The sequence below is a fragment of the Candidatus Erwinia haradaeae genome, assembly GCF_900698885.1.
In the GTDB taxonomy this organism is placed as follows: domain Bacteria; phylum Pseudomonadota; class Gammaproteobacteria; order Enterobacterales; family Enterobacteriaceae; genus Erwinia_E; species Erwinia_E haradaeae_H.
Genome location: NZ_LR217705.1, coordinates 802,632 through 819,672, shown reverse-complemented (window position 1 = coordinate 819,672; position 17,041 = coordinate 802,632). Strand labels below are relative to the sequence as shown.

11 protein-coding genes and 1 pseudogene are annotated in these 17,041 nt (G+C 33.2%); 5 read left to right on the top strand and 7 right to left on the bottom strand.

What is annotated here, in order from left to right:
* The 5 genes from truB (at nucleotide 1) to ERCISPPS3390_RS02505 (ending at nucleotide 6,750) form a co-directional block, all read left to right on the top strand.
* Entirely contained in the window at nucleotides 1-942 is a 942-nt protein-coding gene (gene truB, locus ERCISPPS3390_RS02525; RefSeq protein WP_197095255.1) for a tRNA pseudouridine(55) synthase TruB, read from the top strand.
* A 316-nt stretch (nucleotides 943-1,258) separates the two neighbouring features.
* Nucleotides 1,259-1,528, top strand: coding sequence for a 30S ribosomal protein S15 (gene rpsO, locus ERCISPPS3390_RS02520; protein ID WP_197095254.1), 270 nt, complete (start codon nucleotides 1,259-1,261; stop codon nucleotides 1,526-1,528).
* A 284-nt stretch (nucleotides 1,529-1,812) separates the two neighbouring features.
* Complete coding sequence (pnp, locus tag ERCISPPS3390_RS02515) at nucleotides 1,813-3,897, top strand: polyribonucleotide nucleotidyltransferase (protein WP_197095253.1); 2,085 nt, start codon at nucleotides 1,813-1,815, stop codon at nucleotides 3,895-3,897.
* Between the two features lie 917 nt (nucleotides 3,898-4,814).
* Nucleotides 4,815-4,871, top strand: coding sequence for a protein YrbN (gene yrbN / locus ERCISPPS3390_RS03390; protein ID WP_157990694.1), 57 nt, complete (start codon nucleotides 4,815-4,817; stop codon nucleotides 4,869-4,871).
* A gap of 16 nt (nucleotides 4,872-4,887) precedes the next feature.
* Entirely contained in the window at nucleotides 4,888-6,750 is a 1,863-nt protein-coding gene (locus ERCISPPS3390_RS02505) for a DEAD/DEAH family ATP-dependent RNA helicase (RefSeq protein ID WP_197095252.1), read from the top strand.
* A 77-nt stretch (nucleotides 6,751-6,827) separates the two neighbouring features.
* Here the strand turns inward: ERCISPPS3390_RS02505 and acpP are convergent, their stop codons facing one another.
* The 7 genes and pseudogenes from acpP to ispG all read right to left on the bottom strand — a co-directional run bounded on the left by acpP (nucleotide 6,828) and on the right by ispG (nucleotide 15,636).
* Nucleotides 6,828-7,058 carry an acyl carrier protein gene (gene acpP, locus ERCISPPS3390_RS02500; RefSeq protein WP_197095251.1) on the bottom strand — a complete coding sequence of 77 codons (231 nt, stop codon included), beginning with the start codon at nucleotides 7,056-7,058 and terminating at the stop codon, nucleotides 6,828-6,830.
* A gap of 144 nt (nucleotides 7,059-7,202) precedes the next feature.
* Entirely contained in the window at nucleotides 7,203-7,937 is a 735-nt protein-coding gene (gene fabG / locus ERCISPPS3390_RS02495; RefSeq protein ID WP_197095250.1) for a 3-oxoacyl-ACP reductase FabG, read from the bottom strand.
* A 1-nt stretch (nucleotide 7,938) separates the two neighbouring features.
* Nucleotides 7,939-8,881: pseudogene (gene fabD, locus ERCISPPS3390_RS02490) on the bottom strand (ACP S-malonyltransferase).
* Nucleotides 8,882-8,907: 26 nt separating this feature from the next.
* Nucleotides 8,908-9,861, bottom strand: coding sequence for a beta-ketoacyl-ACP synthase III (locus tag ERCISPPS3390_RS02485; RefSeq protein ID WP_197095249.1), 954 nt, complete (start codon nucleotides 9,859-9,861; stop codon nucleotides 8,908-8,910).
* Between the two features lie 1,075 nt (nucleotides 9,862-10,936).
* Entirely contained in the window at nucleotides 10,937-11,107 is a 171-nt protein-coding gene (gene rpmF, locus ERCISPPS3390_RS02480) for a 50S ribosomal protein L32 (RefSeq protein WP_197095248.1), read from the bottom strand.
* A gap of 1,940 nt (nucleotides 11,108-13,047) precedes the next feature.
* Complete coding sequence (gene hisS, locus ERCISPPS3390_RS02475) at nucleotides 13,048-14,349, bottom strand: histidine--tRNA ligase (RefSeq protein WP_197095247.1); 1,302 nt, start codon at nucleotides 14,347-14,349, stop codon at nucleotides 13,048-13,050.
* Between the two features lie 162 nt (nucleotides 14,350-14,511).
* A complete protein-coding gene (gene ispG, locus ERCISPPS3390_RS02470; RefSeq protein WP_197095246.1) occupies nucleotides 14,512-15,636 on the bottom strand; it encodes a flavodoxin-dependent (E)-4-hydroxy-3-methylbut-2-enyl-diphosphate synthase in 1,125 nt (374 codons plus the stop codon).
* Nucleotides 15,637-17,041: the final 1,405 nt, after the last annotated feature.

Below are 17,041 nucleotides of genomic sequence, written 5' to 3'. Positions count from 1 at the left end.
ATGAAAAATTCATATAACCTTTGGCGCAATGTTCATGGAGTTCTGCTTTTAGATAAACCTTACGGGGTCTCTTCTAATCAGGCATTGCAGCAAGTAAAGCGCATATATCATGCGAGGAAGGCGGGTCACACTGGATCGCTTGACCCGATAGCAACAGGTATGTTGCCTATCTGCTTAGGTGAGTCTACTAAGTTCGCGCAATATTTATTAAATGCAGAGAAATATTATCGCGTGATTGCCAGGCTTGGACAAAGAACTGATACATCAGATTCTAGTGGTATTCTATTAAGCGAGCGCCCAGTGATGTTTACCACTAAAAGACTTCAGGAGGTTCTAGATAGTTTTCGTGGCGAAACACAGCAAACCCCTTCAATGTATTCAGCGATTAAATATAAGGGGCGTAAATTATACGAATATGCACGATCAGGAGTACATGTGCCATGTAAATCACGTAAGATTGTGGTGAGTATGTTACAATGTATACGCTGCGAGAGGAACGAAATAGAACTAGATCTTCGTGTATCAAAAGGAACATATATTCGAACTATTATTGACGATCTTGGTGAAAAGCTAGGCTGTGGCGCACATGTAACTTATTTGCGTCGCTTACAGGTTTCTAATTATCTTATGACAAAGATGATTACAATGCAGTCTCTTCAGTTGATTATTGCCCATACAAAAGATATCAGTCTTGCGTCACAGAACTTGCTTGATTCTTTACTGATGCCGATGGATAGTCCCGTTTCTCATTATCCGTCGGTTAATTTATCAAGTATTATGGCTCAAAATTTAACAAATGGTTGCACAGTATCATTGTTGAATGCGCCAGCTAATGGTTTGGTGCGTGTTACTGAAGGTCTAGCGTCTAATTTTCTTGGAATAGCGGAAATTATTAATAATAATCTGTTAGTACCACGTAGGCTTTTATCTAGATCTTTTTAGATAGTACACTTAAAACTAACAGAGAAGCAGAAGTGTTATATTAAAAATGCATATTTTATAAAATTTATTATTAATACTTACTCTCTCTATTTGCGTGTTTTATCGCTATATTTATCATTAGACTTATTAGTGTTAGCTTCATGAAAAACGGTGATCTCATGCTACGAACATTCTAAAAAACCCTGAATGTTTGCAGATTGCTCTTTTATAAGACTGCATGCTATCAAATACTCTATCTATTTAGTGTATAGAGTATTGGAGTTAGTAGTTAGTAGTTAGAGTTCTTGTATAGATTTTAGAAAAATGGAGTTATCTTATGTCTCTAAACACCAAAATGAAAGCACAAATTATCTCTGATTTTGGTCGTCATTCTCATGATAGTGGTGTGACAGAAGTGCAAGTTGCACTTCTTACTGCGCAGATTAATCATTTACAGGGTCATTTTTCTCAGCACAAAAAAGATCATCATAGTCGGCGAGGATTGCTTCGTATGGTATCAAAACGTCGCAAGTTACTTGATTATCTTAAACGTCAAGAGATTTCTCGTTATACTTGCTTGATTGATCGCCTGGATTTACGACGCTAGTAATGGGTCTTTTTTGATTATGTGATTGATTTCTTTTATTTTTATCTCAGAGAGATAATTGACTTTTTGTAATGTGATTAAGGTTAGAGGTAGATATCATTTTATATGATTCAGCACAATTTTTATTGAATATGTAATTTATAAAAATTAAAGGTAATTTAATCACCTAGATGACTGTAGTGAGTTACTAATGAGTTTATATCAATAAGTGACATGATGATCTATGTAAGTAGGTCGAGTTACGGTAGTTACTATATTCAAGACTTAATATAAAGGAACTAATTTTGCTTATTCCGATTGTACAAAAATTTCAATATGGCCAAAATATTATATCCATTGAAACTGGAATGATGGCGCGTCAGGCTACTGCAGCTGTTATGATTAGCATGGACGATACTACGGTATTTGTTGCCGTAGTTGGAGAAAAAACAGCAAAATCAGATCAACATTTTTTTCCTTTGACCGTGCACTATCAGGAACGTGCTTATGCTGCTGGTCGTATACCTGGTAGTTTTTTTAGACGTGAGGGGCGTCCAAGTGAAAATGAAATGTTAACTTCACGTTTAATCGATCGTCCAATTCGACCGTTATTTCCAACAGGATTTTTTAACGAAGTACAGGTGATCGCTACCGTAGTTTCTGTTAATCCTCAAGTGAATCCAGATATTGTTGCTATGATTGGCTCATCTGCTGCTTTAGCGTTATCTGGATTGCCATTTAATGGACCTGTTGGTGCTGCACGCGTTGGTTATATTAACAACCAGTATGTTTTAAACCCAACTAGTGACGAGTTAAAAAAAAGTACGTTAGATTTAGTAGTTTCTGGGACTAAAAAAGCAGTTTTAATGGTTGAATCTGAAGCTTCATTATTAAACGAAGATCAAATTTTAGATGCCATAGCATTTGGGCATGAACAACAACAGACTGTAATTGAGAACATTAATTCTTTAGTGGCTTTAGCAGGTAAACCAAAATGGGACTGGAATCCAGAAATTCTCAATGATAAACTGCGTATTTGGATAGATAAGTTAGCTCAATCTCGTTTCAGTGAGGCTTACCATATTACTCAAAAGCAGGAACGGTATATACAGGTCAACCGCATTAAATCTGAAGTCAGCGCAGAAATATTATCAGAAAACCCAGAATTAGATCTGTATGGAATTAATGAGTATCTGCATTCTTTAGAGAGAAATATTGTACGTAATCGTATTCTGCGTGGCGAACCACGAATTGATGGTCGTGAAAAAGACATGATTCGTGCTTTAGATATACGCACGGGTATATTGTCGCGTACTCATGGATCAGCGTTATTTACTCGTGGCGAAACTCAAGCATTAGTTACAGCTACGCTCGGTACTGCTCGTGATGCGCAGAATCTTGATGAATTAATGGGGGAGCGCACTGATAATTTTCTGTTTCACTATAATTTTCCTCCATATTCTGTTGGTGAAATTGGTGTTGTTGGTTCACCCAAACGGCGTGAAGTGGGTCATGGTCGTTTAGCTAAGAGAGGTATTCTTGCTGTGATGCCAAAAGGCGATTCTTTTCCATATACAGTACGCGTAGTCTCTGAAATCACTGAATCTAATGGCTCTTCTTCTATGGCATCTGTTTGTGGTGCATCGTTAGCATTAATGGATGCTGGCGTCCCTATTCAGTCTGCAGTGGCTGGTATCGCTATGGGTTTAGTAAAAGATGATAGTAATTTTGTTGTGTTGTCTGATATTTTAGGCGATGAAGATTATTTAGGTGATATGGATTTTAAAGTAGCAGGTAGCAGAGAAGGTATCACTGCGCTTCAAATGGATATAAAAATTGAAGGGATCACGCGTGAAATTATGAAGGTTGCGCTTGCTCAGGCCAAGGGTGCACGTTTACATATTCTTAGTGTGATGGGTCAGGCGCTTAGTAAACCTCGTGATAACTTATCGCAGTTTGCTCCTCGCATGCATACTATTCAGATTAGTGTTGACAAAATAAAAGATTTAATCGGTAAAGGAGGTTCAGTAATTCGGGCGCTAACCGAAGAAACAGGTACTAGTATTGAAATTAAAGATGATGGCGCAATAAAAATTGCAGCTAATAATGATGATAAAGCAAAATATGCTATTCGTCGTATTGAAGAGATTACTGCAGAAATTATAGTGGGTCGTATTTATAATGGAAAGGTTACGCGTGTTGTAGATTTTGGTGCTTTTGTTGCGATCAGTGGTAGCAAAGAGGGCTTGGTACATATTTCTCAGATCGCCGATAAACGCATTGAAAAAGTTAACGACTATGTAAAAGTCGGTCAGGAGATTCCAGTAAAAGTATTGGAAGTTGATAGACAAGGCCGTGTTCGTTTAAGCATAAAAGATGCTGCACAATAATAATTGTTATAGATTTTCTGACAGAATTATAAGTTATATTATAAAGAAAAAATCTATTAATTATGATACTGTCATGTTAGTTTTCTTTTTTATTATTTTATCGATAACATATAATTAAGTGTTGTTATTTGTTTGTCGGATAGATTATGGGTATTTGTAGGATATTTTTCTATGATACTAGGTGATAATATTGATATAGATAGTGGGGTATGGTATATGGGCCAGGCCCCGAATGGAATTGGGGGCTGAATTATACTTATAGTGAGTATATAAAGACAGAGACAATAAAAATTGTCCCGATATTGTATGGCGAATCAAGCTCAGATGTGATATAGAGGGATATATAATTTCATGACGGTATAGGAATATTTTTAGAAAAAACAATAAAGGTTTTCTAGAAAATTTTTACACATTATTAATATTTTCATCTACTTTAGTAAGTAGAAAAACTTTAATTTTTCTATAAGATTTGCAGATAAAAACCGAAAAAATTATTATTATGTATCAATGGAGATCGATTTTAAAATCTTTATTGTTATAGTAGTTTATACTACTAATAATAGTATAGAAATCAATTTAAATAAAAATAAAAATTATATCTAGTGTTCTAAATATCTCAATTGTACCGCACTGTATTCAAATAAAATACGTCACCCTAATGAAAGAAATAGAGGGGTGGTCAGAAAACAGTATTTATCTTAAAAACCTAACTATTAGATTAATATTTTCTTAATTACAGATATAAACTGATCCAGTAGATCCTGTCTTAGCGAGAAATAGGATATCTTTATCAGATAATGATAAAAAGTAATCTTCTATTACGTTATTCATGTTTTTACATTCTGCGTAACAAGTATTTTATAAATGAGGTTTTTAGTTTACTTAAACCATTAACTTAAGCCGGTTCACACTTTTTACTGAAAATAACAAATAATTTTCACGACGAGTTATGTAGACTGGCCGATGAAATCTAAGAGGCATACCTACTACATGACGAATATCTATACCACTTTTTCTTCTCTGGGTCTAAAAGATGACCTATTAAAGTCTTTAAATAGTATGGGTTATATTAAACCATCTCCTATTCAAGCTGAATGCATTCCTCATCTCTTAGCCGGGAGAGATGTGTTAGGCATGGCGCAGACTGGTAGTGGAAAAACTGCAGCGTTTGCATTACCACTGATTCATAATATTAATGAAACCATGAAAGTACCTCAAATCTTAGTATTGGCACCTACTCGTGAATTAGCCATGCAAGTTTCTGAAGCTATAGCAGAATTTTCTAAACATATGAGAGGCATTCATACCGTAGCGCTTTATGGGGGGCAGCGTTATGATATTCAGTTACGTGCTCTCCGACAAGGTCCACAAGTTGTAGTTGGAACACCAGGTCGTTTACTGGACCATCTAAAACGTGGCACATTGAGTTTATCTCACTTACGTGGCTTGGTGTTAGATGAGGCCGATGAAATGCTTCGCATGGGTTTTATTGAAGATGTAGAAACGATCATGTCCCAGATTCCAGATACTCATCAGACTGCATTGTTTTCTGCTACGATGCCAGAGGCGATTCGTCGTATTACTAAGCGTTTTATGAAAAACCCACAAGAAATACGTATTCAATCGAGTATTACTACAAGGCCAGATATTAATCAGAGCTATTGGACTGTCTGTGGTCGCAAAACAGACGCGCTTACTCGTTTTTTAGAAGTAGAAGATTTCGATGCTGTGATTATTTTTGTCCGCACTAAAAGTGCAACGTTAGAGGTTTCTGAAGCACTTGAGCGCAACGGTTATAATAGTGCTGCGCTAAATGGTGATATGAATCAAGCATTACGTGAGCAAACACTAGAACGCTTAAAAGATGGTCGATTAGATATTCTGATTGCAACTGATGTTGCTGCACGTGGTTTAGATGTTGAACGTATTAGCTTTGTGATTAACTATGATATCCCAATGGATGTAGAGTCTTATGTGCATCGAATTGGGCGTACTGGTCGTGCCGGTCGTAGAGGTCGCGCTCTTCTTTTTGTGGAATATCGAGAACGTCGTTTATTACGTAATATTGAACGCAATATGAAATTACATATCCCTGAAGTTGAGCTTCCAAACACTCAAATCTTATCGCAGCGTCGTTTAGCTAACTTCTCCAAAAAAGTAAAAAAACAACTAGATGCTGGAGATCTGGAGGAATATCGTGCTTTACTGTATAAAATACAACCGGCAGATATAATAGATATTGAAACTCTGGCTGCAGCGTTGTTAAAGATGGCGCAAGGTGAGCGTCCACTTATTGTTCCTATAGATCCACCGCAACAGCGTGTACGTCGGGAATATCGAGATGTTAACAATGATCGACGTAGTGATCGTTTGGAGCGTGGAGCGCGTTCTTTAGAGAACACAAGTCGTTTTCGTAGAGAAAAGAGTAATATACAATTATATCGTATTGACTTAGGTCGTGACAATGGGATAGAAGTTCGTCATATTGTCGGTGCCATGGTAAATGAAGGAAACATTAGCAGTCGTGATATTGGTCATATTAAACTTTTTAGTACATATGCAACTATTGAACTGCCAAAAGATATTTCACATACGATTTTGCAGAATATTGCTAAAACGCATATTCTTAATAAACCAATTAATATAAAATTAATTGGTGATACACAACCTCGTTATATAAATCGCAATAGAGAGCGTTTCAATGAGCGCAGTGTTGGTACTGTTTCTTCTGATATTGGAATAAGTGCGTTCTCTGATAAAGGAGGAAATCGTTATACTACTGAGAAAAAACATGAACGTCGTTTTGGTAATGCTAATGATGGGAAGCATATAGTGCGTCGTCGTGATGTATAAATGATTTACTAGAGCTAAAACTCAGGCGATAATAACTTAATCGCCTGAAAGGTATATCTAGTAGGTATGTCAAATTACTAACGAGAGTTAATATAATCAATGGCAGCTTGAACAGTAGTAATTTTTTCAGCTGCTTCATCTGGGATTTCAGTATCAAATTCTTCTTCTAGAGCCATGACTAATTCTACAGTATCTAGAGAATCTGCACCTAAATCTTCTACGAAAGAAGCAATGTTAACAACTTCTTCCTGTTTGACTCCGAGCTGCTCGCTAATAATTTTTTTAACGCGTTCTTCTATAGTGCTCATATAGTGTTATTTCCTATCACAACTCGCTTGCGCGATGGTTGTTGTAGTGTATAAAATGCTCAAAAAGATGCAACTAAATTTCGGTAAATTGCCTAATGATTGTATCTTATTGTATGTGATTATGATATATGATTACGACCATGGTTAGATCATTAACATTCCACCATTAACGTGTAATGTTTCTCCAGTAATATACGCAGCTTCTTCAGAAGCTAAAAACGCAACCGCATGAGCAATTTCCTCTGCAAGTCCAAGACGACCAATGGGAACTTTTGACATCATATCTTCCCGTCTTTTTGCACTTAAAGAGCGTGTCATTTCGGTATCAATAAAACCTGGAGACACAACATTAACCGTAATACCACGAGAGGCTATTTCTCTAGCTAAGGATTTGCTAAATCCAATTATCCCTGCTTTTGCCGCTGCATAATTTGCTTGACCTATATTGCCCATAGTTCCAACTATAGAACCAATAGTAATAATTCGTCCTGTGCGTTTCTTAATCATCGCTCTAATAACTGCTCTTGATAATCGGAATATAGGAGTGAGATTAGTGTTTAAAACATCATGCCATTCATCATCTTTCATTCGCATAATTAGATTATCACGTATAATTCCTGCGTTATTCACTAGTATATCAATTTCACCAAAATCACTACGAATTTTTTCTAACACATGTTCAATGGAGGATACAATTTTTACATTTAATAGAACGCCCTTACCGTGATTACCTAAGTAGTTGCTGATGGCATCCGCACCATACTGACTAGTTGCTGTGCCAAGAACTTTAGCGCCATGAGCAGCTAGTGTTTCTGTAATAGCACGCCCGATGCCTCGACTGGCACCAGTAACCATTGCAATCTTGCCTTCGAAATTCATATTATTTTCCTCGTGACTTTTGCAACGCTACGATGAGGCTATCTGGGTCATTGATTGATATCGATTTCAAAGTTGGCATGATGCGCTTTGTTAGGCCACTAAGAGTTTTACCTGGACCAATCTCTAGCAATAACGTTAGACCTTGTTTTGCAATAAATTCTATATTCTCCATCCAGCGCACTGGGTTATATAATTGACGGATTAAAGCTGTTTTTATTTTGTCTGGGGAGGTGTGAATCGTCACATCAACATTATTTATTACTCGATAAATTGGTGTATGGAAATGTATCTGTTCAAGTATTATCGCCAGTTTCTCTGCCGCTGATTTCATAAGAGAGCAATGCGATGGCACGCTAACTGGAAGAGTAAGTATAATTTTCGCTCCAGCAAGCTTACAAGCGACTCCTGCACGTTCTACTGCAGCTTTATGACCAGCGATAACTACTTGATTGGGTGAATTGTAATTCACTAGAGATACAGTCTGATTATGCGCAGATTCTCGACAAGCTCTAGCTATTATTTCAGTATCTAGACCAATAATCACTTGCATCGCGCCTGCATTTTCAGGGTACAGCTTCTTGCATGAATTTTCCACGTAGATCTACTAGTTTAATGGCTTCAGTGAATGATAGAGCTTCTGAGCAAACCAAAGCACTATATTCACCTAAGCTATGTCCTGCGAGTATTGTTGGCATATTTTCACTTTTGTCTTTCCAAATACGAAAAATGGAAACAGATGCCGTTAATATGGCTACTTGAGTTTTCCGGGTTTGATTTAATTTTTCGGTCGGACCTTTTTGTACCAACTTCCAAAGATCGTACCCAAGCACATTCGAAGCTTCTGTAAAAGTCTGTTCCACTTTATTATAGGCTGTAGCTAAATCAGTTAACATGCCTTTTTTTTGCACTCCCTGTCCTGGGAAAAGCATTGCAAATTTCATAATTTTTCCTATCATTAATATTTTGATAACTAGAAACGCACTAAAGCTGAACCCCAAGTAAACCCACTTCCAAAGGCTTCAAGAAGCAGTAATTGACCGCGCTGAATACGGTTATCACGAACTGCTGTATCAAGAGCTGACGGCACAGAGGCTGCAGAAGTGTTACCATGACGGTAAAGAGTAATAATAATTTTAGCCATATCTAAGCCTAATTTTCGAGCAGTAGCATTAATAATGCGCAGGTTTGCTTGATGTGGAACTAGCCAGTCTATATCAGAACAGACAAGATTGTTTACTTCTAGGGTTTCCTCAACGATATGTGCTAACTTAGTTACAGCTATTTTAAAAACCTCATGTCCAGCCATATTAATATAAGAAGGACGCTGTAACTTTTCATGATCCTGGTGGAGTAAAGTTAATAAAGGGCCATATTGTCCATCCGCGTGAAGATGTGTTGAAATAATTCCTTCTTCTTTGCTTGCGCCCAGAACCACTGCACCAGCACCATCTCCAAATAAAATCAATGTTCCACGATCATGAGGATCTAGCATACGGGATAAAACGTCAGATCCAATTACTAATGCATATTTTATGGAATGGCTCCTAATATACTGATCTGCTACACTTAATGCATAAGTAAACCCAGAGCAAGCTGCAGATAGATCAAAAGATGTTGCATCATTAATTTCTAGCATTTTTTGAATCATGCAGGCTGAACTTGGAAAAGCATGGCTGGAAGATGTAGTAGCCACTATAATTAGATTAATATCAGTTTTTTTAATACCAGACATTTCTAAAGCGTTGAGTGCTGCCTGAAAACCCATTGTCGCTACATTTTCTTTCGGGTGCGCAATGCGCCTCTCACAAATACCGGTGCGAGACCTAATCCATTCGTCTGACGTGTCTACCATTTTCTCCAGATCAGCATTCGTTCGTATTTGCTGGGGTAAATAGCTACCTGTACCAATAATCTTTGTATACATGCACTTTAGTCGCTCTTTGGTAATGAGATAGCTTGTAGATGTGTATAAAATATTTTTTTAAAGGTTTTTTCTGCATAATTTGCTATTTATTCTAAATAGCTGAGATCAATGTATTTTAATTTTTTTGCAACTATTGGTTTTTTGTTATTGCATTTTAAAACCTAAAAAACAGACACTATTACAATAATTAGGATTTGCATGTCTGAATTATATTACTCAATATATATTATACAACTTTTTTAGTAAGAACTGATATAGCGTTTTTGCGCCATATTTAGTATTTTTAATTTAAATAGAGACATCCTCCGGTAATGTTTTTATAGTTTTTATGATAAGTGATTGTGTAAAATCATTACACATGCGCACATTTATTTTATCAGTGAAGAGATCAGTATCCTATATAAATCTAATAAAAATAAATTTCTGTAGATTTTTAAGTATTATAATCTTTGAGTAATATCAATGACGTATTCTAAATAGATTGTTATTTTTTATGTTTTTGTGTCAATATTTTATCAGGCTTACATAACGACTATTAATAGTGAGAGTCTCTTTCACTACTAATAAATCTATAATGATATATGTATTAAAAAATATTTTCTTAATAAACAGAATTTCTATAGTTAGGAGTATAGTTTTTTCTTTTTTTTGTGTAGCATAATAGTCATTAACTGTGATTGATAAATAATGTTAAACTATATTAATAGTAAGTTTACTAATTTAGCTCTTTTATTAGTATTACCAGTACTTAAATATGCGGATGATTTTCCTTTTTTAATCCGTTCTCACGTTAGTCGTATAGAATGATGTTCATATATTTCAGTAATTTTATATAGGGTCAGTGTTTGGTGGATCACCTAATTAATTAGAAACAATTTTTAGGTGTTTTATAAAATAGCATCTATATAAAAATATAGATGACGTGAATTGCAATCACCCACTAAAAGAATATATAAATTTAGACTGAATGCTAGGGCGTTTATTAATCATGACAATGTAATACAGAGACCATAATCTCTACCCATGGTATTGATCCTTAGGTTAAATTTTTCAATATATCTTGAAGAATTTAGAATTACTTAAAGATAATTTTTTTTCCGCAGTAATAACCATCAGAAGTCATATGATGGCGAAGATGCGTTTCCTTGGATATTTGATCGACGGAAAGTTGAGGTTCAGTTAAGGTATCATGAGAACGACGCATGCCTCTTTTTGAACGTGTAGGTTTATTTTTTTGTACGGCCATCAATTTTTCCTCTTGTGCTATAAATATAAATTCATAATACATGATAAGTCTGTTATTTAGTCTATTTTTTTAGATTTTGAAAAATATAGTATTTTTATGCATATATGTTTTTGATATTTTCTAAAATTAAATACAAAACTTGAATGAGTAAAATGTTTATTATGCAATCATCAATATTTTGCTTTTAACTGACAGAAAAATATAAAACTTATAAGGCTGATAATTTTATGTATGATTGATCAGTCATGATAAAGTAGAATGAAAAATACATGCAATATGTCAGTTGCCTTTAGTAATGTAATCTCGGAATGTTAAAGGATTTTTCGTATGATCGATAACTAGCTAATTTACACATCAAGTTTTGCTTCAGATTTAATATATAAAATCATAACTTACCTTGACTATTTTCATAGATAAGTACTATTTCTTTTATTTTTTTCAAAAATAAATTTAGATTCTTATTTTTTGTGTTTTAGTTATTCCTATGAGGTAATTTTCAAATGAACTAATGATTTTCTTATATATCGAGAAGGCGTGACTCTTTATCTTGTGATGCTTAAAGTTAAAGAATTCAATCTATTATAGATTAATCTTTAATATCTTAGTAGAGCATGTTATATGCTGCTCTGATTACCAGAGAGAGTCTATAAATTTTTAGTGATTTTTTTTATAAATTCGCTAAGTAGTTTCAAATATTTAATGTATTAAAATTTAATATAATATTATAATGAATTATAAAAATTATCTGCGTTGTTTAAATATAATGTTCTTTGATTGATATATGAATATTGTTCATGATATCTCATAGGATGTCATCCTGTAAGTTGTGATCTTGTTATCTGTTTTATCTGACATAAAAATTTATGCGTTAAACTTTATATACAATTTTCTTACATATACTATTATTACACTTTAGTCATATTTATATGTATATACGAGTCTAGTTGTGATTATATGTTCATGTGTTGTAATTAAGGTCAGGTATTTTAAGAATTAAATTTTAATTATAACATATATAAAGGGTATTTCACATATTTAAGTCACAAGATCATTACATATGCATTTCTTGTCACTAATTATTTTTAAAGCATAACAATTATTTAGTTTATAATGGAAGGTGCGTTATTTTTATCTATTGATTTTTCATGTCTGTTAAGTGTATAGCTCATTAAGCTACTTGTGGCTATCATATCTAGTACACTTTGTAAATTAAATTAATTACATTCTTGTCATTGAATTGACTATTATTGATTAGCGCGTTTCAATAAATTTTATTTTATATTAATAAATATCTTTTTTTTGATAAATTATTGTAGTGTGTAAAGATCTTTTATCTTAACGAAATTATTCACCAAAAAACCTAAAAAATGGAATAATAGATTATACATAAAAACTTAGATAAGCTAGAATTTTACATCAGCATACCAAAAATAACTTAAATGAATAAGAATATAGTGCAAAAAAATTATGGAAGCTCTCGATCTGATATATTTTACTAGCTATTAACAGACGGCTTATCTGTTATATAAGACTATTAAAAGTATTCTGCAAATATCAATATTTTTTGATAAACTATTAGGAACATTATTTAGTATAAACTTGTCGTTTATTGGTTATATTTTATAATGCGATGATTTGGTAACGCATAACAATATAATTGTTTTTGAGCTGTCATGATGATTTTTTAAAAACTAAATCCATTTAAAGCATCAATATATTATTATAATAGATAAGTTAACTATTTAAGTATTATTTATAAAATTTTTATATTATACTCTAAATATTATAATATGTAAATATTTTTAAGTTTAGATTAGAGAGTCTTATCATATATGCAATATACTGTCAGTTAAATGACAAAATTTAATGTTTAATTTTATAAAAATTTTATTTTCTATTATGTTGATCGCAGTAATGTTCTATTCTAAACTAGATTGATCTTAAATTTTATGTTTCTTTCTTAGTGTATCAGTTAGCAGTGCTCGAAGTATATCAGCTGCATGATGTTGAGAAATTGTTTTTTGAATTCCATTATATAAGTCTTTAATTATACATGTATGATGTGCAACTTCATTTTCACCTAAAGCTAAAACAAGACGTGCGGCTAATTTATTCGCTCTAGAAAATTGTGCACTAAAGTTTCCGCCACCAAAATGATTTATTATCTTAAACTCCGGTAGTTGATTTCGGAGATACTCGGAAAAAGTTAACATAGAATTTTTTGTGCCTTGACCTGAAGATATAAGGTAGATATCAACAACTTTTTTTGTTTTTAATAGGGGGTAAACTGAACGAACAAGTAATATTAACCTCTCTAGTCCAATAGCACAACCAACTGCTGGAACGTTAGGTCCGCCCAATAATTTAACTAGATAATCATATCGTCCACCAGAACATATTGCACCTTGAGAACCAAGGCTATTGGTAATCCATTCAAAAACTGTGTTATTATAGTAATCTAGCCCACGCACAAGACGGTGATTAACATGATAAGAAATACCGGCAAGATCTAATAAACGACATAGTTCAGTAAAATGTTCACGTGATGTATCATCTAGATAATCTATAAGTGGTGGTATATTGTCAAGTAATGCTTGTATAGAAGGGTTTTTACTGTCGAGTATTCGCATTGGATTAGAATGTATACGACGTTTTGAGTCATTATCTAATTTTTTAATATTCTTTTCAAGCATATTTACTAGTGTATGGTGATAACTTTTTCGTGTTTCTATGGAGCCTATAGAGTTTAGTTCTAATTGAACATGATTATCTATACCTAGAAATCGCCAAAATCGAGCGGTCATTATGATGAGTTCTGCGTCAATATCCGGGCCTTTTAATCCAAATACTTCAGAACCGATTTGGTAAAATTGTCTGTATCGACCTTTTTGTGGGCGTTCATAACGAAACATAGGGCCTATATACCATAGACGTTGTTCTTGATTATAAAAAAGACTATTTTCAATTCCTGCGCGTACACAGCCAGCTGTTCCTTCTGGGCGTAAAGTAATTCCCTCACCGCGACGATCATTAAAGCTGTACATTTCTTTATTAATAATGTCAGTATCTTCGCCAATCGCGCGCTTAAATAAAGACGTACATTCGATAATTGGGGTTCGAATTTCACTAAATCCATAATTTAAAAGTATCTTAGTAAGAACTTCTTCTACATGTTGATAGAGAGAGATGTCGCTGGGTAGCAAATCATTCATACCGCGAATTGCTTGTATTGTTTTTGTCACTGCATATATTCTCTTGAAATAAAAACTTTACATTATATTAGTTTTTCTAATTGGGGTTTACTATGAGAGATACACCTTTATTTTATTATTTACTTTTTTAGTTATTTTCTCTTTATTTTATTTTATTTTTATGTTTAGTAAAAAAACAAAAACTATTTAATTCTATGGATTAGTGATTGTCTTTATATCAATATTACGAGCAGTGTTAATTTTATGCGATTTACGTCGAATATGTTTCTCAAGTTGGTCCACAATCCTCTGATTATCTAGACGCTCATTTAACTGAATACCATCTTCATATAAGCTGCTACTTTTTTTTCTACCAGATACCGCTATAGTTGCGAGTTTAGCTTCACCAGGGCCATTTACCATACATCCTATAATAGCGACATCCATCGGCGTTATAATGTCTGACAAGCGTTCTTCTAAGATATTAACTATGCTAATTACATCAAATTCTTGCCGTGAACAGGTTGGACATGCAATAAAATTAATACCACGTGAGCGAATACGTAAAGATCTTAGTATATCAAAGCCAACTTTAACTTCCTCTAGCGGATTAGCCGCTAGAGAGATACGTAGTGTATCTCCAATGCCTTCTAGTAAAAGAGATCCAATCGCAATGGCTGATTTTACTGCGCCAGCCCGTGCGCCGCCTGATTCTGTAATACCTATGTGAAGAGGTTGCTGAATCTGTTTCGCTAAGAGGCGATATGACTCCATAGCAATACAAACATCAGATGATTTTACACTAACTTTAAATGAATTGAAGTTTAATTTATCTAGATAGTCAATTTGACGCAAAGCGGATTCTAGTAACACTTGCGGAGTTGGTTCTTGGTATTTTTGTTGTAGATTTTTTTCTAGTGATCCACTGTTTATTCCGATTCTAATAGGAATATTATGATATCGAGCGCATTCAACAACAGAACGAATACGTGATTGATTTCCAATATTACCTGGATTAATACGTAGGCAATCTACACCATATTCAGCAACTTTTAAAGCGATGCGATAGTCAAAATGAATATCTGCGACTATTGGAACATTAACTTGTTTTTTTATTAAACGAATAGCTTCTGCAGACTCTATTGTAGGTGCTGAGATTCTCACAATATCAACACCGATACGTTCTAGAGATTTGATTTGATTAACAGTTGCTGGAATGTTAGTTGTGCAAGTATTTGTCATAGATTGAATAGTAATTGGCGCATTGTCACCTACAGGGACTTTACCAACATAAATGCGTGTTGACTTACGACGTGTAATGTGTTTGACATGAGGCATGATTTTTCCACAGTTACTTATCACATGAGAAAGATATATGTAAATTTAATAAAAATTAAATAGGTATCTTATGAGCTATAGTATATACACTATAGTTAATAACTTCCATGCTAATGCTTTCTGGAAATTTAATATATAGTTATTAACCGGAGCTAAGATTAATATAAATACAGAGTATATTTTTACTAAATTCTAAATTTTTCTTTTATTTAATAGTTATATATATTGTCAGATAGTAAGCGTTTTATCTGCATATAATCATAACAAAGATCGATTAGACGTAGTTTAATTTGATCTATTACTAATAAAAATCGAGTTGTCTTTTCTAAAAGAACTAAAGCTTATCCATTAAAATTACCACTTCTGTTTAGTCGTGCTATATAAATAAATACTTATGATATAGCATATAAATAATCAATTATTATGTTCTATAATTTATATAGTATTGAAGTATGCTATAAATAAAATTATTTTTTTTCTAAAAACAGAGAATAAGAATTTTAAAACTTATTTTTATATCTACATATAATATCATTTGAGATTAGATTAATCTACTGAGGGTTCATCTATATTTTTTTAACATTGATAATTATTGACTGCAATTTCTGCATATTGAGCTTTTATTAAAGAGTGTATAATCTTTAAAAATTTGTGTTATTATTTCCAATAAGTGCGAAATTGTTACGATAACATAACACACTGTTAGTCATGTGCAAATTATTAATAATTTCTTTCTTTTTTATCCTATCTAAGGAGTGGTTTTTCATTACTAAAATATGTGAATTTTTATTGCAGATTTCGGATCTATTATAGATATTAATTTTTTTAGGGACACGGACTAGGTGAGTATATAATTTCATATAACCTCAAAGAAATGTTAATGCTAGCGAAACAGGTATGTTATTATCTTTGATTTCTTAAATGACAGGTATGTTCAAGTCAAGATATTCAGTAACATGTTGTGAGGTAAATCTTAGGTTTTTACGGGTACTATATAGATTCTCTCTAGTTAAAGCGACTTTGTATATATTTTGAGTGTTGTCAGAATTCATAATCAAGATATTCTGCTATTATATTGATAATAAAAAAATTGTGTCAGTTTGCATATTAAATATAATATGTGATTTTTTGATTTTTTTACTAAAATAAAAAACTAACATTGCTATAGATTTTATGCATAAATAATACAGGATTCTTTATTATTTTTCTTTAAATTAACTTGATACTTTTGGTTAGCATAAATATATATTATTTGGATAAGGCTGTATTTTGTACCTTTGAGTATAATATGTTTTATTCTTTTACAACCAACAAGTGTGTGCAATTGTTTTGAAAGGTCTGCATGTTATAAAAAATACATGTTTCACTGGGGTGACTTATTTTTAATAAGATTTATTAAGGTGTT